The sequence below is a fragment of the Capnocytophaga sp. HP1101 genome (assembly GCF_054772415.1).
The window spans coordinates 231,852-253,198 of the sequence record NZ_BPUU01000001.1 but is presented as its reverse complement, the minus strand read 5'-3'; the positions used below and the strand labels follow the sequence as shown (position 1 = coordinate 253,198).

The window sequence follows — 21,347 nt, the reverse complement described above, 5'->3', positions numbered from 1 at the left end:
TGAACCCAACGAACTGCACCGGTACACAAACCTTGGTAGTAACGGTAGGGGAACAGTAACACCTACACCTACTCCGGTAGCCGTAGACGATAGAGTTTCAACACCGTTGAATACGCCTGTAAATATTGCGGTATTGCCTAACGATACCCTCAACGGAGCCACTACCCCTAACGTAGTAACGCAACCAGCGAACGGTACAGTAGTTGTAAATGCCGATAATACTGTGGAATATACACCTCATACAGGCTTCGTAGGAACTGATACTTTTGTCTACGAAATCTGTAACTCAGCAGGTTGTAGCAGTGCTACCGTAACGGTTGATATTGTGAACAAACTCGTGCCTTACAACGGTATGTCAGTAAATGGTGACGGTAAAAACGATCACTTCCATATTGGTGGCATAGAAAACTATCCGAACAATGTGGTACGCATCTATAACCGTTGGGGCGTGAAAGTCTTCGAGGTAAGTGGCTACGACAACGTAACACGCGTGTTCAGAGGTATCTCCGACGGTCGTGCAACAGTAGAAGCTTCCGATAAATTGCCACAAGGTACTTATTATTATGTGATTGAATACTACGATCAAAATAATAATAAGCAATCTGAAGTAGGCTGGTTATATATCAAAAAGTAGTATATCTATAATAAACTAAAAAGGGCTGCCCAGAAACTTTCTGGCAGCCCTTTTTGTTTTAATTCCATTCCTTCATTTTCTTTATCCCTATCCCTATCACTCCAGACTTCTATCACTTTTCTTCACCTGTTCGTATAAATCGCACCGTCTTACCGTTATCACAGTTCTCCTTTGAAGAAGTCCATATTTGTCATTCGTTCCTCGTCCATTTTCTCCTATTGCCTCTTTCTTTTCTTTCGCCTCGAAACCCTATTTTCGGCATTTTTAGTATTATTGTATTATACTATTAATCAATTAGTTATATACCCTTTGTATAACAATCGTCCAAGATTCGTATAAGCTTCCTATAAGCTTTGTATAAGCTAACCATACCCATCTCACAGTCCATCTTTTACCTTTTACCTAAAAACTCTCTTCCGATATTCTTCGTTATCTTTCACTTCCTCCAATTCTTCATCACTGTGTAGCTTACTCTTCAGAATTTCCAGAAAAATCTGACTTATCCGAAACATGCGACTCCTCCAAACTTTGCCAAAGTTTCTAACTTTGGCAAAGTTCATTATCAGTATTATTGGCATTATCAGTATTATTGACGGATTTGCCAATTAAAAAATGTTTCGTACCTTTGTCGCCGATACCTAATAATTATTAGAAAACCCTGATGTTTATAGATTACCTTCTTTCGGCAGTGCTAATGCTTATTACCTTTGCAATAGGCAGTTCCTTGCGCTTCACCGATTTTGAGAACATATTTAAAAAATCAAAGCCCTTGTACTTGGGGCTTTTCTTGCAGATGGTCTTTTTGCCTATCTGTGCTTTTATTATTGCTGAACTTTCCAATTTACCTCCTGCTGAAAAAGTAGGGCTCATCATCGTATCAATATGTCCCGGAGGTACTACTTCCAATTTTATTAGCTATCTTATCAAAGCCGATACCGCTTTAGCAGTAGCCCTTACCGCTATTAACAGTTTGCTCATATTGCTCACCATTCCAGTGCTTTCCAATTGGGCTGTAGCCATTTTTATGGGCGGACATACTGAGGTCTCCCTACCCGTGCTCAATATGGTATGGGAAGTAGCCAAAATCATTATAATACCAGCTTTCTTAGGATTGCTCTTCAACCGGTTTTTTCCTAATACTTCACTTAAAATTCGCTTTCCTTTAAAGGTAATCAATACTATATTATTGGGGATTGTGTTCTTTATCAAGTTTTTTGGTGATGAACAATCAGGCGGAAGTGGTATTTCAGTAGATGAAATTATCCGTCTCTTGCCTGCTACCCTCCTAATGCATCTCAGCGCGATGATACTTAGTTATTTCATCGCTTTGAAGCCTTTTAAACTCTCAGGAGTACAAGCAACAACTATCAGTATTGAAGTAGGATTGCAGAACACCGCTTTAGCCATATTAGTAGCGGGCACCCTTATGGGCAATGCCGATATGACCAAACCCGCGCTCGTCTATGCTATATTCTCTTTCTTTACTACCTTTGCTTTTGCCCTTATCACTATCAGAATTAGAAGATTTTAGGTTTCATAATAGAAAACAAAAAGTGCGATGTTTACAATTCAAACATCGCACTTTTTTACCTTTTATCTTTTACCCTTTACCTGATTAAATCTTGCTCGCCAATAAGTAAATTACCGCCATTCGTATCGCCACCCCGTTCTCTACTTGTTGCAAAATAATCGATTGGGAACTATCAGCTACTTCGCTGGTGATTTCTACCCCTCGGTTGATAGGTCCTGGGTGCATAATCACTATTTCTTTGTCGAGACTATCCAAAATTTCTTTGGTAAGTCCGTACTGTTGAACATATTCTCGAGTAGAAGGAAAATAACTGATGTCCAAGCGTTCGTTTTGGATGCGTAACATATTTGCCACATCGCACCAGTTCAGGGCTTTGCGTAGGTCAGTTTCTACCTTTACGTCAAGTTCGTGAATGTATTTAGGAATAAGCGTCTTGGGTCCGCATACCATCACTTCAGCTCCTTGCTTGTGAAGTGCAAAGATGTTCGAAAGCGCTACACGCGAGTGCAATATATCCCCCACTATCACTACTTTTTTGCCCGCAACCTCTCCTAAGCGTTCACGTATAGAATACGAGTCTAAAAGCGCTTGTGTGGGGTGTTCGTGAGCCCCATCGCCAGCATTTACGATAGCCGCTTTCACGTGTTGTGAGAGGAAGATTCCTGCACCAGGGTTCGGGTGACGCATTACTACCATATCCACTTTCATTGAGAGGATATTATTCACGGTATCTACTAAGGTCTCCCCCTTAGTTACCGATGATTGTGAAGCTGAAAAGTTAATCACATCGGCAGAGAGGCGTTTTTCTGCCAATTCAAACGAAAGACGGGTGCGCGTACTATTCTCGAAGAAAAGATTGGCAATAGTAATATCGCACAACGAAGGTACTTTTTTAATAGGGCGGTTGATGACCTCTTTGAAGTGGTCAGCCGTTTCAAATATCAACTGTATATCCCCCTCAGTGATATACTTAATGCCCAACAGGTGATTGACGCTCAAGGCACTCATAGTGTATTGTATTTAAGTGGTTGTGCAAAGATACAAAATAATTACAAACTACGAGTTACAAATGAAGATTTTTTAGTTGCTAGTAGTTAGTCTTTAGATAGAAATTAGCAAATGGCAAATGGGCAAACAGACAAATCATCTAATCTGATAGTCCTAAATCTTCGATTGCCATTTCTTCATCATCGTGGGTTTCTTCTGCTTTTTTAGCAATGATTTTCTCCATTCTGCGGTCATTAAGGTGATATTTTGCAAATAATGCATCTAAATCATCTAAAAAAGATTTAGTAATTGCCACCTTTAGATTGCCATTTTCCATATTTAGATGAATATTTTCATTGTGATGGTGCACAACAAAGTAAATAGGCTGTTTCCCTTTGTGCTTTTGTAGCAAATCTTTGTATTTTGTAATCAAATCTTGGTTAATTTCCTCTATATTCACGTGCAAAGTAAGTTTTTTAGAGAGGGTTTCCATCACATCTTGCAATTGCATCATCTGTACAAACTGCATACGAGGTTCGCCGCGCTGGTTGGTTTCCCTATTCAAAAATCCTTCCACTACCTTGAACTTGATATACAAGAACGCCCCTGGCACCATATACTTCTGATAGTTCAAATAGTCATCACCAAAGAGCTTAAACTCGTGAGAGCCGTCGTAATCTTCAAGCGTAAAAAAGCCGTAACCTTTTCCGTTCTTAGCTGTGCGGTGTTGTAAATCGGCTACCATACCCGCCACAGTGAGCTCACGGTTAATAAAAGGATTCAAGTCTTGCAATTGCGATAGACTGATATTGCAGAAGTTTTCTAACTCGTGCTTGAAATCATCAAGCGGGTGCCCCGAGATGTAGATACCCACCACTTCTTTCTCACGGCGCAACTGTTCCAAGTTGCCCCACTCTTCGCACTTAGGTACCGAAGGTTCAGGCACATCCACTTCGCTTTCACCTCCAAACAGACTCATTTGAGCGGAGTTCTTGCTCTCTTGGAATTTGTTGCCAAAACGTATCGCTTTTTCGAGGAACGGAATGCCATCGGCTTCGGCGTGGAAGTACTGTGCGCGGTGTACATTAGTGAACGAATCAAAACCTCCTGCCAAAGCGATACTTTCAAAGGCTTTTTTGTTGATACTCTTATAATCTACGCGTTTTGCCAAATCGAAAATAGAGGTATAAGGACGCTCTTGGCGTTGTTCTACAATCGTATCGACAGCAGCTTTTCCTACCCCTTTTACAGCCCCCATCCCGAAGCGTATATCACCATTTTTATTTACGGTAAATTTGTACAACGATTCATTTACATCAGGAGGTAACACCTTGATACCCATACGGTGGCACTCTTCGAGGAAGAAAGTAATCGTTTTGATGTCGTTCATATTATTAGACAATACCGCTGCCATATACTCGGCAGGGTAATTGGCTTTTAGGTAGGCCGTTTGATACCCCACCCACGCATAACAGGTGGAGTGCGATTTATTGAACGCATAAGCGGCAAACTTCTCCCAGTCTGCCCATATCTTTTCGAGTTTTTGGGCGTCGTGACCTTTTTCAGAGGCTTGGGTAATGAACTTAGGTTTCATCTTCGCTAGCACAGCTATCTGTTTCTTACCCATCGCTTTACGCAACACGTCGGCTTCACCTTTGGTAAAACCTGCCAATTTCTGCGATAGCAACATCACCTGTTCTTGATATACGGTAATTCCATAAGTTTCTTTGAGGTATTCCTCCATATCGGGGAGGTCGTACTCAATAGGCTCAATACCATGTTTCCGCTTGATAAAGCTCGGTATATATTCCAATGGGCCTGGACGGTAGAGAGCATTCATCGCGATAAGGTCGGCAAAGACGGTAGGTTTAAGCTCTCGCATATATTTCTGCATACCGGTGGACTCGTATTGGAAAATCCCGACCGTTTCACCACGCTGGAAGAGTTCGTAAGTTTTTTTATCGTCGAGCGGAAAAGCCTCTGCATCGAGCTCTATATTATGTGTTTGTTTGATATTTTCAATAGTATCTTTGATAAGTGTGAGGGTACTGAGCCCCAAGAAGTCCATTTTCAGCAACCCTGCGCTCTCTACTACCGAGTTATCGAACTGAGTCACAAATAAGTCGGAATCTTTGGCTAAAGCTACGGGTACAAAGTTGGTGATATCATCGGGGGTGATAATCACCCCGCAAGCGTGGATACCCGTGTTGCGCACCGAACCTTCAATAATATTTGCCTGCTGAATGGTTTGGGTACTCTCCTCCTCCCCTTCTCCTGCTAAAAGGCGTTTCAGTTCGTCTACTTTTGACAGTTCTTCACTGCGCACTTTTTCTTTGAGGGTTTTATCGTCCCAACCGAACATCTTCCCTAAAGACGACACTCCATTAGGCACTAAGCCCGCTAATCTATTTGACTCTTGTAGAGGTACATCCAGCACGCGAGCAGTATCTTTGATTGCCGATTTGGCAGCCATTTTACCATAGGTAATAATCCGTGCGACCTGACTCTCGCCATACTTATCAATCACATAGTTGATGACATCTTGGCGACCAGAGTCCTCGAAGTCGATATCGATATCGGGCATAGACACACGGTCGGGGTTGAGGAAACGCTCAAAGAGGAGGTCGTACTTAATAGGATCCATATTGGTAATATCCAAACAGAACGCTACTGCCGAGCCTGCAGCCGACCCACGACCAGGGCCTACTGATACGCCCATCTTCCGCGCTGCGGCGATAAAATCTTGTACGATAAGGAAGTACCCTGGGTAACCCGTTTTTTCGATAATGGAAAGCTCGAAGTCCAAACGCTCGCGCACCTCATCGGTAATTTCGGGGTATTTGCGTTTAGCCCCTTCATAAGTGAGATGACGCAAATAGTTGTTTTCACCTTTTTTGCCTGTAGGGTCGTCTTCCACCTGAAATTCTTCGGGGATATCAAACTTAGGCAAGAGGATATCACGTGCCAAGCCATAGGGTTCTACCTTGTCGATAATTTCTTGAATATTGAGAATCGCCTCAGGAATATCCTTAAAGAGCGCCTTCATTTCGGCGGTAGTTTTGAAATAATACTCGTTGTTAGGCATTCCAAAACGATAGCCACGACCGCGCCCAATAGGTGTTTTCTGCTTTTCGCCATCTTTCACACACAACAGAATATCGTGCGCATTGGCATCTTTTTTATGGAGATAAAAGGTATTGTTAGTAGCGATGAGTTTCACCCCATATTTCTTAGAAAACTCTACAAGGGTTTCGTTTACGCGGTTTTCATCTTCTTGGTTGTGGCGCATCACCTCCAGATAGAAGTCGTCGCCAAACTGCTCTTTCCACCACAAGAGCGCCTCTTCCGCCTGCTTGGTACCAATGTTTAATATTTTTGATGGCACTTCGCCATTCATACCTCCTGAGAGCACCATTAAGTCGCTTTTGTACTGCTCTACAATCGCCTTATCTATACGAGGTACATAGTAAAAGCCTTTGGTAGAAGCGATAGAAGCCATTTTGGTAAGATTGTGATAGCCCTGTTTGTTTTTAGCTAAAATCACCACTTGGTAGCCGTTGTCTTGTCGGGTTTTATCTAAGTGATTTTCACAGATATTGAACTCACAACCTATAATGGGCTTGATGAGCGTTTCGGTAGGGGGTTCGCCCTTTTCTTGAGCCTCTTTGTTTTTAGCTTCCGCTTCTTTGTTATGCCCTTGTACGGCTTGCACAAAGTGGAAGGCAGCCATCATATTGCCACTATCGGTAAGCGCTACGGCAGGCATCTTCTCTTTGGCAGTGATTTTTACGAGGTCTTTTATAGAGGTAGTAGATTGTAATATAGAGTGTTGTGTATGGTTGTGCAGGTGAGCAAACACCGCATTTTCTAACAATGAAGCATCGGCGTGAGGTTCGGTAGTTTGCGCAGTGCTACTGCTTTTTCGCAAGGCATCGGAAGCCTCTTTGAGGTTCACGTGCTTGAGTCCGATAAGCCCTATAGGTGAGGTGTGATGTCCTTGAAATTCTTTGATATAGTCGTTGCTAAAAGTACCTTCTTGAAAGCCTTCACCGCGTCGTATCAATTCAAAGAAACAGCGGGTGGTTGCCTCTACATCGGCAGTGGCATTGTGTGCCTCGGCAAAGGGTACGCCAAAGAGGAAAGAGTGCAACTCGGTGAGGGTGGGCAACTTATAACGACCTCCTTTTCCGCCAGCTATCTGACAGAGATTGGCAGTTGCCTCAGTACAAGTGTCGATTACGGGCATCTGCGTAAGCGGACTCTCCACCCCATAACGGTAAAACTCAGCCCCCATAATATTGATATCAAAACCTATATTTTGTCCCACCACATATTGCGCTTTGCTGAGTGCCTCGTTGAACGCTTTGAACACCTCGGCGATAGGCACTCCTTGTGCTTCTGCTAATTGGGTAGAAATACCGTGTACTTTTTCGGCATCATAAGGCACATCGAAACCATCGGGCTTTATCAAAAAGTCCTGATGTTCTATGAGTGCGCCCCACTGGTCGTGCAATTGCCAAGCAATCTGCACGGCACGAGGCCAGTTATCACTATCGGTAAGGGGGGCATCCCAACGGCGGGGTAAGCCCGTGGTTTCAGTATCAAATATTAAGTACATTTGATTTAGGTAAGAGATATGTTGATTGTTAATCTGTATAGCGGAGGGTGACACCACCGGAAATAGTAAAGCCTGATAATCCGAAATCTTTAGCATCGATGCGACGATTATCAAAACGCCAAGTACCACCGTAAGCTTGAAGATAAGCCACATCGCCATTGACGAATAGCTGTAGGCGGTCTTCTTGCCAAGTACCTACTCTAAAATAAGCCTTGAGCCCTACATTCAGGTGGTTTTCCTTTGCATTGATTTGTAAGAAAGTGGGTACTACTCCTTGTTCGAACTTGTAATCCAAATACACTTCAGCTTTGTGATAGCCCAGCATCACATAAGGCGATAGGGTGAAATTATTAGTTTTCACCGCATCGAAGAGCACCCCCCAAGCAGAGCCACTGATATCGCCGTCATAATAGTGTTTATCAGTATTTGCCTCGGTGTTAAGATTGGCAGCAAAGGTCTGAAACATCAATCCCCAACGGTTGCGACGCAAGGTAATATAGCTGCTAAACAGTATATTACTTGAGAAATCCAAATTCTTGGACAACACGGGGTTACCTGCGGCTTGTAGAGCTTTGTCTAAATCTTTAAGATCAGTATAGATAGGCATACCCGCATCGAAGCCTACTTCAAAGGAATAGGAAGTACGCTTAGCAGTTGTGATTTCAGTAGCGGTGATGTTTGGTTCTTCATCTTGAGCAAAAACCACTGTTATTGCGCTCAGGAAGCACAACGAGGTTAAAAGTTTTTTCATTGTATTAGCAATATTCTTTATGGGTGCAAAGATACAAAAATAATCTCTAATAACAAGTACCTCCTACTTCTCAGCCTCGTCCTACTCATCTGACTCCTCCCACCGCTCTTTTTATAATCAATTTTAACTTATCGCCTCTTTGGTCGCTCCTATTTTTTTATCGGCATAGAGAACAACCTCTTTGATGACTAATTTTTGTATGGCACTGATGTAGGTGTTCATAAAGTGGTAATCGGGGATACCGTTTTTGGTAGGAAGAGAGATTTTTTCTTTCTTTACTTTTTCCCAGCCTGCTTTGTTTTCATATCCAAACTTTAACTTTATAGATTTTTGAATAGTTGCACTAAAGAAGTATAATAATTCTTTGGTAATAGGAAATAAAGGTTTAACTAAATAAGCGTTATATAAAACTCCTGTTTTTTGAGGTTGAGGATATACGTTTCCTGTAGAAACAGCACCATCATTGACTATATCAAGAGTCATTTCTGCACTTTCAAAATCAGAACTTCTTCCATAATACATTACACCATTATTACCATCTTTTGCATTTACGAGAGGTAAATCAAATTCTGCTGTTTGTTCCTTTGAAACATCACGTTCTTTATCAAATATATCTTTAAGAAATTTCAGATTCAATTTTTCAAACAGGTCACCAATGAGGTATTCTTTCCACTGAACTTTATCAAAATCGTTTAGGGTTTGTTGTTCTTGTTCAGTAAGGGTGTAATCCTTAAGGCCAGTAGCGGTTAAATAGGCTTCCAGCTCGGCTATAAAGTTTTCCATAAAGGCGAAGTCGATTTTGCCGTTATGGGTGGGGAGGGTGATTTTAGTAGCATTCATAGCTTCTCTATTAAACTTTGATGCATAATCATATTTATTAGCTGTGGCAACTCGTGCAGCAGTAATAATGATATAAGCAATAGCTTTATTAAATTCTTTAAATTTAGGCACTAAATGTTGTATGTGAGAATAGCCAATAAAATCTTTTTCTTGATAAAACATTGTTTCAGCTCCAATAGTAGTGTCTGAACAAGTCAATGTATTTCCTTTGTTGTTGGCTTTCATATTAGAATATCCCATAACACCATTATCAGTTGATGAATTGGATATTAAGGGTATGCTACCATTTTTGGAAATAATTTTATCATTGGGTAGTTTATAATATTTTGTAGGATTGATTTCGAACAAATCTCCAATCAAAAATTCTTCCCACTTAACGGTTTGGAGTTTAAGTGTTAAGTGGGCATCTATTTTCCCAGGCTTTCGTGGGGGGTGTTTTGGTTTTTGAGGAGGTTTGAGACTTCCCAAGCGAGGTAGTCGGCGACGGTTTTTTTGAAGTCGTTGAGGGAGGGGATGGTGTCGATGGTTTGGTGTTTTTCGAAGTTCCAGTCGTTGGCTTCTGGGGTGATGAAGTCTTCAATATATATTTTTTTGAGGTTCCAAAGGGTTGGGTCGACTTGAGCGCGTTGTCCTGCTTTGTATATTTTGATGATGTCTTGGTATCGCTGGGTGGGGTTGTCTTTTTCGAGGATGTCGCGTTTGGTGCGCTTGTGACCGTCTTCTCTAAAGTCGATAAATTTGACGGTTTTCTCGTAGTCGTGAGGGGTGTGGGCTTTAAAGATGTAGATGGAGGTTTGTACGCCAGCCATAGGCATAAAGAGGTCTACGGGCATTTTGATAGAGGCGAGGAGGGTGTGTTTTTTGAGGATTTCTTTGGCTGTTTTGGTTGCTTCACCGCTTCCTGCGGAGTCTTGGATGATGATGGCGCCTAGGCCGTCTTTTTGCATTTTGTCTAGGCCGTAGGCGATAAATGGGAGTCCTTTTTCTTCGTAGGAGAAGGGGGGTTGAGGAGGACTCTATCGGCGTTAAAATCGGTAAATAGGTGTTCGGGGCGGTTAAAGGCGGATCCTTTTTCTATTCGGCTTGAGCCGTCGCCGCGGAGGATCATATTGGTGGTTGCGAGGGTGTACATTTCGGCGTTGAGTTCAATACCGAGGAGGTTGTTTTTTTTGAGGTGGTTTATTTTTTCTTGGGCTTTTGTGGTGCTTTTTCCGAATTGGGTGTTTACGTTGTCGATCATTAGTTCCATAGCGGATACGAGGAATCCTGCGGATCCTGTGGCGAGGTCCATCACTTTGCTATCGCTATTGATATTGAGGATTTGAGCCATCATTTTGGTGATGTAGGGTGGGGTTAGGACGATGCCTAATTCTTTGCCGTCGCCGAGGGCGTACTTTAGGAATTCGGAATACATTTCGCCCATAATGTCGATATGGCCACCTAAGCCGTCGATGGATTTAAAGATGTACTCATAGATGAAGACGAATACTTGCTTGCTAACGGAGGCTTTTCGGTTAATGAGGTGGGCGATTTCTTTGTGGCAGGGCGTTAGTTCGTCGCGTTGGGCGTCTTTGGATATTTCGCTAAAAGAGGCGAGCATTAGGTTTTTCTTTTCTTCGGGTATTTGGCGTACATCGAGGAAGGCTTTAATTTGGTCTACGATTTTTTTGCCGTCTCTTTTGGTGTCGGTTTGGGAGCCTTGTAGGTCATCGGGGGTTAAGCCGTATTCTTTATTGCCATTGAGGTCTTCAATATCCTGCATAGAGAGGAGCATACCAGAGACGTATAGGACGCGCTGAGGAGCGGTGATGTTGTGGCTATGCATTAGTTTGTTTAGTTTTTTGGCGTAGGCTTGTAGGGTGGCTTGGCTTCTAATTAGGATTTGGTGTTTTTCTTCTTCGCTGAGGATAGCTGCTTTGTAGAAGGCATTGAAAGAGGTTCTGTTTTCTAAGAAATCGAGTTCTTTGACGGTTTTGAGTTCTTTGTAGGCGTTTTGTGCTGAGCCGAAAACGTAGTATACTTTTATTTCGACATTTTGGGAGCTGTCGCCTGCTATGCCTATGGCAATTACTTCGGTATATTTGGTACTTGCGATCATATTGAAAGCGTAGTGCAAGGCGCCATTTACGGCGTATTGGCTAATGGATTTATCGTCGAATTTTAGGCCGTCTTTATTTTCGGCGATGAGTTTGGAGTGGTTTAGTTTATCTTCGATGATAATGGGGAGGTGGTATTTTTCGATATGGAAATCGGGTATTCCGAAATTGGTTTTAGATTTGGTTTTGGCGGAACCTTTGAGGGCTTCTTTTAGGTAGTCGCTCATTGAGGTTTCTTCGTTCCAATCGGTGTGTTTTTGTAGTTTTAGGCTGTTTAGTTTGTTTTTAACCCAGTCGTTTACATCATTTTCGAGGTCCATTTGTTTTTAGTGGTTGTATTGGGTTCGATACTTTGTATAGTTTTTGCCATATAGAGGGTGTTTTTTGAGGGGGCAAAGATAGGAAATTATTAGCAGATTGACAAATTAGATAACTTGTCAATCAGCTAATGCCAATTTATTTTCAAATCATATATTGCATTCACATTATTTAACATCAGTTCAAAAACAATATTTTTTTACTACAATTCCCCCCTTGAGGGGGGCTAGGGGGATGTTGCCCCTCTCTCCGAGGGGGGGGGTAGGAGGAGGTTTTCTCATATTTCCCCCTAATGCCTATTGCCTAAGGTCTAATACCTCTTCCCCTTTCTTTCGCCTCGAAACCCCATTATTGGCATTTTTAGTATTATTGTATTATATTATTAATCAATCACTTATATACCCTTTGTATAACAATCATCCAAGATTCGTATAAGGTTCCTATAAGCTTTGTATAAGCTAACCATACCCATTTTACCTTTTACCTTTTATCTTTTACCTAAAAAATCTCTTCTGAATTCCTCCGATATTTTTCTCCTTCCTCATCTCCCCCTTACTGCCCGTGCGGTTCGCACCGCCCCTCGTGCTACGACCTTTGACAAAGTTAATTATCAGTATTATTGGTATTTCTGGCATTATTGGCACACCTCATTTGCTAATTCTCCTTCGCTCTTAACTTTTACCTCAAAAAAACCTCTTTGGCACGGTTGTTGTGCTATTTTTAATCGTAAAAACAAACTTATAATTTTAATTTTTTATACTATGAAAAAGTTTTTAACATTTGTATTTTTAGCATTTTTTGGTGTAATGGCTTATGCCCAAGACGCCGAGATTACTTTCAAAGCTGAAGAAATCGATTACGGTAACATCAAACAAGGTGCAGATGGCGTGCGTGTGTTCGAGTTTACTAACACTGGTAAAGCACCGCTTGTAATTACTAACGTAGCTTCTTCTTGCGGTTGCACCGTCCCTTCTTGGACAAACCAACCCGTAGCACCAGGAGCTAAAGGAAAAATTGAAGTAAAATACGATACTAATCGTGTTGGTCCTATCAGCAAAACTATTACTGTTACTTCCAATGCTAAATCAAGCCCCGTAAAAGGCTTGCGTATCAGAGGAAATGTTCAATAATCCATAACTATTTATATTTTAATTTACTCCTTGAGTCGCCTGCTCTTTTCCCATAGCAGGCGACTTTTTTCGTGTTAAACTTTTCTGAAAATGTAATTGGTAAGCATATTTTCACTACCTTTGCACCTTGAGAAAACTAAATAATTTAACAGATATGAAATTACACACACTCACTTTTTTGGCTGGGCTATTCGTAGCTCAAGTCTCATTCGCTCAAGTAGACGAAATGGGAACTACAACCGATACAACTACTCCTGTAGTGGCTCCCACTAATCAAGCTCAGTCTCAAGCAGAGCTAAAAGCTCAAAAAGAGCAACTAAAAGCTCAACAGAAATTGCAAAAAGAGCAACAAAAGGCGGTAAAAGCTGAACAAAAGGCTGCTAAAGAGCAAGAAAAAGCCGCTAAAGAACAAGAAAAAGCTGCTGCTCGTGCTCAAAAAAATCAACAACGCCTATCTAAAGCTAACTCTGAGGTTTCTAAGATAGAGGCTAGAATTACTAAAGCTCAAACTGATTTGGCTAAGGAACAAAACAAATACAACCTAAAGAAAGCTAAAGGGGCACTCTCTCCTCAAGACGATGCTAAGCTCAAAGGTAAAATCCTTAACAAACAGCAAAAGATTAATGATTTAAACCTCGACCTCATCAAAGCTAAAGAGAAAGTAAACAAATACCAAATGGCTACTTAGTCATTGTTTTCATTTTAAAACTTGAACAAAAAATCCGAACTACATTTAGTAGTTCGGATTTTTTTATTACTTTAAAGACTTTGTCAAAGTTTTTAGGCTTTGATAAAGTGGATCGTTTTTCTTGTACAGCTCGTACTGCCTATATAGCTCGTACTGCCTGTACAGCTCGCACTAAAATTCAGCACTCTGTGGCGTACGTGGGTAAGGAATCACATCCCGAATATTACTCATACCCGTAGCAAAGAGCACCAAACGCTCAAAGCCTAAACCAAAGCCACTGTGCACTGCTGTACCAAATTTGCGGAGGTCTAAGTACCACCAAAGCGTTGCCTCGTCCATATGAAGGTCAGCTATCTTTTTCTTGAGCACGTCATAACGCTCCTCACGTTGTGACCCTCCTACTATTTCACCTATACCTGGGAAAAGAATATCCATCGCTCGCACTGTCTTGCCGTCTTCATTAAGTCGCATATAAAACGCTTTGATATTCGCAGGATAGTCGTACAAAATCACAGGGCATTCAAAGTGTTTTTCCACTAAATAGCGTTCGTGTTCGCTTTGCAAATCTACCCCCCATTCGTTTACAGGATATTGAAATTTCTTCTTCTTGTTATGGTTTGAGTTCTTCAAGATATCAATCGCTTCAGTATAACTTACTCTTTTAAACTGATTGTGAATTACAAACTCCAATTTCTCAATAAGAGACATTGTGCTACGCTCGTTCTGTGGTTTGGTCTTCTCTTCTTCTAAAAAGCGTTTGTTCAAAAACTCAAGGTCATCACGACGCACTTCTAAGGTGTATTGTAACACATACTTAATAAAGTCCTCCGCCAAATTCATATTGTCGATAAGGTCATAGAACGCCATTTCGGGCTCTATCATCCAGAATTCAGCTAAGTGTCGAGAGGTGTTAGAGTTTTCAGCACGGAAAGTAGGTCCAAAGGTGTAAATCTTACCGAGTGCCATCGCAAAAGTTTCTCCTTCCAACTGTCCTGATACCGTAAGGTTCGTCTCCCTCCCAAAGAAGTCTTTCTTGTAGTCTACTTCTCCGTTTTCGGTAAGCGGAGGGTTTTTGGCGTCTAAGGTCGTTACGCGGAACATCTCACCAGCCCCTTCGGCATCACTACCAGTGATAATAGGCGTGTTCACGTAAAAGAAACCGTTATCTTGGAAGTATTTGTGAATAGCAAAAGCCAAAGTAGAACGCACACGCATTACCGCACTAAACGTATTAGAGCGCACGCGTAAGTGAGCGTTTTCTCTCAAAAACTCAAGCGAGTGTTTCTTAGGTTGTATAGGGTATTCTTCAGGGTTGCTGTCACCTAAAATTGTAAGGGTAGAGGCTTGTAATTCTACAGCTTGCCCTTTGCCTTGACTTTCCACCAACTTACCTTTTACTTCAATAGCCGCTCCTGTAGTGATGCGTTTGAGTAGTTCAGGGTCGGTATTTTCAAAATCTACTACCACTTGCAAGTTCTCAATAGTAGAACCATCGTTCAAGGCAATAAACCGATTGCTACGGAAAGTGCGCACCCAACCTTTAAGGGTAATTTCCCCTTGTATGTTTTTTCCGTCTTGTAATAATTGTTTGATAGAATACATAACGTGTCTTATTTCTTATCTAATTCCGTCGGCAAAAGTAATAACTTTTCTATAAATAGCAAAGAACTTAGGCTAATTCCCTATTTGTTTTTTCACTTTTTCTTTGCTGTATAAATTCTTTGTTGTATATTTGTGGCGATAAATGAAGAAGTAATTATTGTTTAATAAAGATGGAAGAATTCAAACAAAACGCCCCAAACGACTGGTCGTTTATTCACAATAGACAATATAATGAAAACAACCTAAATAATAACCCTATAGGTCTGGTGGGGTTCATAGCTTCTGTAGTAGCAATATTTCTGGTGATACTCCCTATAATCAATATCATTATATGGCTCACCGGCTTGATATTGTCCATTATCGGAATGAGCAAGAAACCTAAAACATTAGCCGTTGCAGGACTTATTATTTCAGGAGTAACGCTGTTAGTGCTTATAGCCGTTGTTGCAGGTATCGTGTTCTTAGCTAGCATTTCCGAGTAGGTGCTCTCTCTTTCACCTTTTATTTCTTACCTTTCCCCTAACTAAAACTGGAAGTAAATAAATGGCTGAATGTCGGTAGAATAAGCCTGATAGCAAATAAGTACTACTACTAAGACTACTGCCACTTTCACAGCGTAGTGGCTCTCAGCAAACACGTGTTCTATATAGTCTTTCCAACGCTGAGGTAACCAATGTGTAATATAACCTATGAGGATAATTCCCAAAGAGATATTGTTATGCCTAATCACTTCAGTAGCGGTGTCCCAACTCATATTGTTTGCCACTTGTGCAAACCATAAGTTCACGCTCTCCATATCATTACCTCTGAAGAAGATGCGGGTAAAGGTAATAAAAGCAAACGTAAAGGCTATTTTCCAAGCACGAGCTATCCATAAAGTGCTGTTTTCATAGGGGCTCACCTTCCGCCAGTACTTGTAGGCTATCACTCCCAAACCGTTCAATCCTCCCCATATAGCAAACTTCCACGCCGCACCGTGCCACAATCCCCCTATGAGCATCGTAAGCATAATATTGATGTTAGTAGTGAGGTAACGCTCAAAAGGCTTGTAATAAAAAGCTACTACTGCACCCGCTATCAGCAATCCTCCTGTGATAAAAGTAAAGGCGAGATTATCAATCGCTACCACCAATATCACTACAAAAAGCAACGAGAATACAAATGTGCCTAAGGTGCTATTGCGGTTTCCTCCTAACGGAATGTACAAATAGTCCTTCAACCAAGTAGAAAGCGAGATGTGCCAACGTTTCCAAAAGTCACCACAGTTCAAAGCCTTATAAGGTGAATTGAAGTTTACAGGCAAATGGAAGCCCATCAGTAGTGCTACCCCTATGGCAATATCGGTATAACCTGAAAAATCACCGTATATTTGCAGTGAGTAACCTATCAGTGCTAACAGGTTAGAAAAGCCCGAGTGCATTTCAGGAGCATCAAATACCTTGTCTAAAAAGTGCAGCGCAATAAAATCAGCGAATATCATCTTCTTGATAAGTCCTTTGAGGATAAGGAATATCGCTTTGTTAAACTCTTCTTTGCTAATCTCTGTTTTCTTGAGAATCTGAGGTACAAACTCCTCAGCGCGTACAATAGGACCCGCTACAAGCTGTGGGAAGAAACTCACATAAAAACCAAAGTCTAATATCGATTTCAGCGGTGCAACCTTTCTGCGGTAAATATCTACGGTATAGCTAATCGTTTGGAAAGTGTAGAATGATATACCTACGGGCAATATAATTTTATCAACTGAAAAGTATCCGTTATAGTCAAATCCATTTGCCCAATAGGCTAAATAGTTAAAAGTTTCGTGGTGCGTGTGAAACAGGGCGTTATAAGTGTCAGTGAAAAAATAAGCGTATTTAAAATAGCTAAGCACCAATAAGTTCAAACAAACGCTAATAGTAACCCCTATTTTGCGCTTGCGTTCTTCCTGCTGATTATAAATGTAATGCCCTAAATAAAAGTCAGTAACCGTACTGAAAAGTAACAACAATACAAAAAGTCCACTCGCCTTGTAGTAAAAGTAGAAGCTGGCAAGTAGTAAAAACAAGTTGCGCACGTGCTTGCGCTTATAAATGAGCACAAATACCGCATACACCAATGCAAAGAATATCCAAAAGTCTATCCGCACAAAGGTAAGTGGGTGAGCCGATTCAAAGGTAAAGAAATTTTTAAAGAAATCTATCATAGCTATTATTCCACCGTGGCAAGGTCTTTATGTAGGCATTGGTAAAACACTTCCGATATAAGTTTTGTCCCTTGGGGCGTAAAGTGCACGTAATCTGAGGCTGCCATTCCTTTCTTCACCCACGCTGTCATCGAGTTCTCTCCTCCCATTGCTTCAAAGATACTAAAATATGCAATACCATTCTTCAGCGCTTGTTCCTTCATCAGCTCGTTCATTTTCGGTACAAAGGGGTAAGTGATGAGTTGTCCGTTATGTGAGGTCGTCATATCTCCAGGGCCTAAGAGTATAAACATAGCATTAGGGTTCGCTCGCTTTACCCACTTAATATTGAATATCAGCGTGTTTACATACTCCTGTAGCTGTTGGTCTGTCTTCATATAGGGGATTGTATTGCCCCCATACTGAAAAATGAATACATCAGGCTTCCGGTCAGTACTCATCTGCCTAAAGTGCTCGTAATTCATACGCGTGAATATGCGTCCTGCTTCCCCACGCATCGCTACGTTGTCCATTCGTACTCCCGAACGCGCATCAAGAGTAACCCCATAAAAATCCGGACTTATCTTGCCTTCCAATTCCACTTTTAGCTCCTTAGGGGTCGAAGCAAAATTAAGCCTATAATTGTGGTATTTGCCATCAGCGATGAGGGTATCTATCTTTAAGATATTTCCGCCCTGATATACCCTTATCTTCACTTTTGCCATCGCATTCCCATAATGCAACCCAAACCGTGTGTAGTTCCTCAGGCGTGCATACGATTTATCCGAAGGCTTAATGGTAAAGCTCGCTTTGGCTACAGGTAAGGCGGTAGTATCGGCAACATTGCTTACATAATTGGTAAAACGTGAGAAGGTCGAGAACAAACCGTATTTATCGTGGGCTACGGTCTTGCGCTGTTTGCGGTCGAAGAAGGCGTAACGCGTCCAGTTAGCCGAAGCTATAATATCCACACTGTTCTGGCTGTACACCACTTTTATAGGGATAAAACCCGGTCCTCCACCAGTATATGCCAATTGCAACCGGTTGCGTACATAGCCAGTGATGCGGTCACCTTCTATTTGCGAATCACCATAATGCACTATTTGGCAGGTAGGCTGGCACAGTTTCTCTTTAAGTCTCTTGATGTAATCCGTATGATTCCCTGGGTAATATATCTTTCCCTCTATATTAGTTTCCGAAGTTTGTACCGTGTCCTTAGCAATAGTGCCCTTTTGTGCTAAGTTTTCTGTCTTTTCGTCTACAATAGTTTTAGTATCTTTAATAAGTTCGTCTACCTTACTGTTTTCTTCTTCTCCTTTGAAGAGCATTCCCAATATATCAGGGGTCGGATAGCGTAACATCGCGTCACCAAACACTATACCCTCCCGCACCATTCCTTTGGCGGTGGTGTGATAACTGCTGAAAAGAGTCATTGCAAAGAGGGCTACCAGCACTCCCACAATAAAGAGTAAGATTTTTTTAGGTTGCATAACTTAACTCATTAAAGATTCCCACTCGGTCATTAAATCCTCCAACTGTTGTTTTTTCTGTTCGTATTCCTTGTAAAAAGCGTCTTCCTGTACACCTTGTCCCATCTGCTCATTCATCGCTTTGAGCTCCTGTTCAAGGTCGGTAATATTGCGCTCTATCTTGCTAAGCTTATTTTGTGCAGCTTTTTGTTGTTTCTGCTGTTCAAACGAAAGTTTTTCTTCTTTCTGTGGTTCTTTTTCTACCTGCACAACAGCGTTCTTGCTCTGCTGTTCTATCTCTCTAAAATTAACGGCAGCACGCTGTTCTAAGAAGAAATCGATGTCCCCAAGATATTCTTTCAAATGCTTGTGCTTAAACTCGTATACCTTATCAGTAAGCCCTTGCAAGAAATCGCGGTCGTGCGATACAATAATAAGCGTCCCCTCAAACTGCTGTAAAGCTTGCTTCAGTACGTTTTTCGATTTGATATCCAAGTGGTTCGTGGGCTCGTCCATTACCATTACGTTAAAGTCCGAAAGGAGCATCTTCGCCAATGCCAAACGGTTGCGCTCCCCTCCCGAAAGCACTTTCACTTTCTTGTCTACCTCATCACCACGGAAGAGAAAAGCCCCAAGTATATCCCGTATTTTAGTGCGATTGCTGTCGTTAGCCGCATTGAACATCGTATCAAGCACCGTGAGTTCGCCATCCAAGTAGTCGGCTTGGTTCTGAGCAAAATAAGCCAACTGTACATTGTGCCCCAGCTTGATAGTCCCTTCATAGGGTATTTCGCCCACTATCATCTTGGCGAGGGTCGTTTTCCCCTGTCCGTTTTGTCCTACAAAAGCCACTTTACTCCCTCGTTCTATAAGCAAACTCACGTGGCTGAGCACCTCTTTTTCACCATAACTTTTCGATACATCGTCTATCTCTAAAACCACCTTCCCTGGCGTTACCGATACAGGAAAACGTACGCTCATCACTGCGTTGTCTTCCTCGTCTACCTCTATCCGCTCTATCTTGTCTAACTTTTTGATAAGCGACTGTGCCATTGAAGCTTTAGAGGCTTTAGCACGGAATTTCTCAATCAGCTTTTCAGTGTGTTGTATCTTCTTCTCTTGGTTCTTTTGTGAGGCGAGTTGCAGTTCACGCATCTCTTTTCTCAGCTCCAAAAACTGAGTGTAAGGCTTCGGATAATCGTATATTTTGCCTACCGAAATCTCAATCGTCCGGTTGGTCACATTGTCCAAAAACATACGGTCGTGCGATACTATCACCACCGCCCCGCTATAAGTAGTCAAGAACTGTTCTAACCAAATAATCGACTCTATATCCAAGTGGTTCGTAGGCTCGTCCAATAGCAATATATCGTTGTTCTGCAAGAGTAGTTTAGCGAGTTCAATACGCATACGCCAACCGCCCGAAAAGCTGTCGGTGAGCTTGTCGAAATCACTGCGCTGAAAGCCCAACCCTAAGAGCACTTTTTCGGTCTCCCCTTGGTATTGGTAGCCCCCGATAAGGTCGAAACGGTGTGTGTAGTCGCTCAGTTTATCAAGCAAATCGTGGTACGTCTCGCTCTCGTAATCAGTGCGGGTTTCTATCTGGTGGTGAATGTCGTCCAGCTGGCGTTCAAGGGCTTTTATTTCGGTAAATGCCTGATAAGCTTCTTCCAAGATAGTACGCCCCTTCACAAAATCAATATCCTGTTTCAAGAAGCCGATGCGTATATCTTTATCGGTAGCAATGCCTCCGGTATCGGGTTTAAGTTCGCGTGAAAGCAATTTGAGCATCGTCGATTTCCCCGCTCCGTTCTTGCCAATAAGCCCCACACGGTCGCCCGCATTAAGCATAAAAGCAACATCCTCAAAGAGGTACTCGCCTTGAAAAGAAACAGATAGGTTGTGAACGTTCAGCATATGATATTCGTTATTTCGGGCGCAAAAGTACAAAACTATAAACAATTAGCAATAAATAACGCCTAATAATTAGCTTAAATCACTACAACCCTTCGCATTTTCCACACCTCACCTTCCCCCACCGCTCATTATTTCTTCATTCATCAGCCTCTCTTTCTCCGCTTTTCCTTCACCTTTCCGTCGCCACATTCCCCCCTTCCGTCCCCACACTCCCCCCTTTCCGCCACTACATCTCCCCCTTTGAAGGGGGGTAGGGGGGATGTTTCATTATTTTTCCCGTCGCCACATTCCCCCCTTTTCGTCGCCACACTCCCCCTTTGAAGGAAGTCTGCGAGAGCAGAGTATGTGAATAGGGGGGATGTTTTTATTATTTTTTCCGTCACCACACTCCCCCCTTTCGTCGCCACACTCCCCCTTTGGAGGGGGCTAGGGGGAGGTTTCAATCGTCTTTCCTTCGCTCTTGAGCCACTGATGAGCCACTCATCATTCGCCTTACCTCTGCCTTTCCGTCACCACATTCCCCCCTTTTCGTCGCCACACTCCCCCTTTGAAGGTTGTCCGCGAGAGCGGAGTAAGTGAATAGGGGGGATGTTTCATTATTT

The 21,347-nt window shown here is 42.1% G+C and carries 15 protein-coding genes; 5 read left to right on the top strand and 10 right to left on the bottom strand.

The genetic code is table 11. The annotated features are described in order from the left end of the window. Window positions 1–634: T9SS type B sorting domain-containing protein (locus RCZ04_RS00995; protein WP_460484062.1), on the top strand; the 634-nt coding region annotated here is incomplete at its 5' end. Window positions 635–1,295: 661 nt separating this feature from the next. Beyond that, window positions 1,296–2,165 (top strand): bile acid:sodium symporter family protein, encoded by an 870-nt coding sequence (locus RCZ04_RS00990; protein WP_460484061.1) that lies wholly within the window; start codon window positions 1,296–1,298, stop codon window positions 2,163–2,165. Between the two features lie 84 nt (window positions 2,166–2,249). On the opposite strand, the gene RCZ04_RS00985 is transcribed toward RCZ04_RS00990, so the two are convergent. From RCZ04_RS00985 to RCZ04_RS00960, 6 genes are all read right to left on the bottom strand, one after another. Further along, the gene (locus tag RCZ04_RS00985; protein WP_460484060.1) at window positions 2,250–3,173 is read right to left on the bottom strand and encodes an aspartate carbamoyltransferase catalytic subunit; all 924 of its coding nucleotides are present in this window, start codon (window positions 3,171–3,173) and stop codon (window positions 2,250–2,252) included. Between the two features lie 139 nt (window positions 3,174–3,312). After that, on the bottom strand, window positions 3,313–7,770 hold the full coding sequence (gene dnaE, locus RCZ04_RS00980) for a DNA polymerase III subunit alpha (RefSeq protein ID WP_460484059.1): 4,458 nt from the start codon (window positions 7,768–7,770) through the stop codon (window positions 3,313–3,315). A gap of 28 nt (window positions 7,771–7,798) precedes the next feature. Beyond that, window positions 7,799–8,521, bottom strand: a complete 723-nt coding sequence (locus tag RCZ04_RS00975) for a hypothetical protein (protein WP_460484058.1) — start codon at window positions 8,519–8,521, stop codon at window positions 7,799–7,801. Between the two features lie 123 nt (window positions 8,522–8,644). Beyond that, window positions 8,645–9,829 carry a restriction endonuclease subunit S gene (locus tag RCZ04_RS00970; RefSeq protein WP_460484057.1) on the bottom strand — a complete coding sequence of 395 codons (1,185 nt, stop codon included), beginning with the start codon at window positions 9,827–9,829 and terminating at the stop codon, window positions 8,645–8,647. Continuing rightward, window positions 9,769–10,308: a hypothetical protein gene (locus RCZ04_RS00965; protein ID WP_460484056.1), complete on the bottom strand. Its 540-nt coding sequence runs from the start codon at window positions 10,306–10,308 to the stop codon at window positions 9,769–9,771. Before RCZ04_RS00965 ends, RCZ04_RS00970 begins: the two co-directional genes overlap by 61 nt. A gap of 5 nt (window positions 10,309–10,313) precedes the next feature. Next, on the bottom strand, window positions 10,314–11,777 hold the full coding sequence (locus RCZ04_RS00960) for an HsdM family class I SAM-dependent methyltransferase (RefSeq protein WP_460484055.1): 1,464 nt from the start codon (window positions 11,775–11,777) through the stop codon (window positions 10,314–10,316). Between the two features lie 759 nt (window positions 11,778–12,536). Here RCZ04_RS00960 and RCZ04_RS00955 point away from each other — a divergent pair. Beyond that, the gene (locus tag RCZ04_RS00955) at window positions 12,537–12,905 is read left to right on the top strand and encodes a DUF1573 domain-containing protein (protein WP_460484054.1); all 369 of its coding nucleotides are present in this window, start codon (window positions 12,537–12,539) and stop codon (window positions 12,903–12,905) included. 154 nt (window positions 12,906–13,059) lie between these two features. After that, complete coding sequence (locus RCZ04_RS00950; protein ID WP_460484053.1) at window positions 13,060–13,593, top strand: hypothetical protein; 534 nt, start codon at window positions 13,060–13,062, stop codon at window positions 13,591–13,593. Between the two features lie 171 nt (window positions 13,594–13,764). Here the strand turns inward: RCZ04_RS00950 and asnS are convergent, their stop codons facing one another. Next, window positions 13,765–15,195, bottom strand: a complete 1,431-nt coding sequence (gene asnS, locus RCZ04_RS00945) for an asparagine--tRNA ligase (RefSeq protein ID WP_460484052.1) — start codon at window positions 15,193–15,195, stop codon at window positions 13,765–13,767. A 170-nt stretch (window positions 15,196–15,365) separates the two neighbouring features. Here asnS and RCZ04_RS00940 point away from each other — a divergent pair, with 170 nt between their 5' ends. Next, complete coding sequence (locus tag RCZ04_RS00940) at window positions 15,366–15,677, top strand: hypothetical protein (protein WP_460484051.1); 312 nt, start codon at window positions 15,366–15,368, stop codon at window positions 15,675–15,677. 41 nt (window positions 15,678–15,718) lie between these two features. On the opposite strand, the gene RCZ04_RS00935 is transcribed toward RCZ04_RS00940, so the two are convergent. Genes RCZ04_RS00935 through RCZ04_RS00925 form a run of 3 tightly spaced genes read right to left on the bottom strand, consistent with a single transcriptional unit; the run spans window position 15,719 to window position 20,745 of the window. Further along, window positions 15,719–17,380: an MBOAT family O-acyltransferase gene (locus RCZ04_RS00935; RefSeq protein ID WP_460484050.1), complete on the bottom strand. Its 1,662-nt coding sequence runs from the start codon at window positions 17,378–17,380 to the stop codon at window positions 15,719–15,721. A gap of 5 nt (window positions 17,381–17,385) precedes the next feature. Beyond that, window positions 17,386–18,849 (bottom strand): SGNH/GDSL hydrolase family protein, encoded by a 1,464-nt coding sequence (locus tag RCZ04_RS00930; protein WP_460484049.1) that lies wholly within the window; start codon window positions 18,847–18,849, stop codon window positions 17,386–17,388. A gap of 3 nt (window positions 18,850–18,852) precedes the next feature. Beyond that, on the bottom strand, window positions 18,853–20,745 hold the full coding sequence (locus RCZ04_RS00925) for an ABC-F family ATP-binding cassette domain-containing protein (RefSeq protein ID WP_460484048.1): 1,893 nt from the start codon (window positions 20,743–20,745) through the stop codon (window positions 18,853–18,855). Window positions 20,746–21,347: the final 602 nt, after the last annotated feature.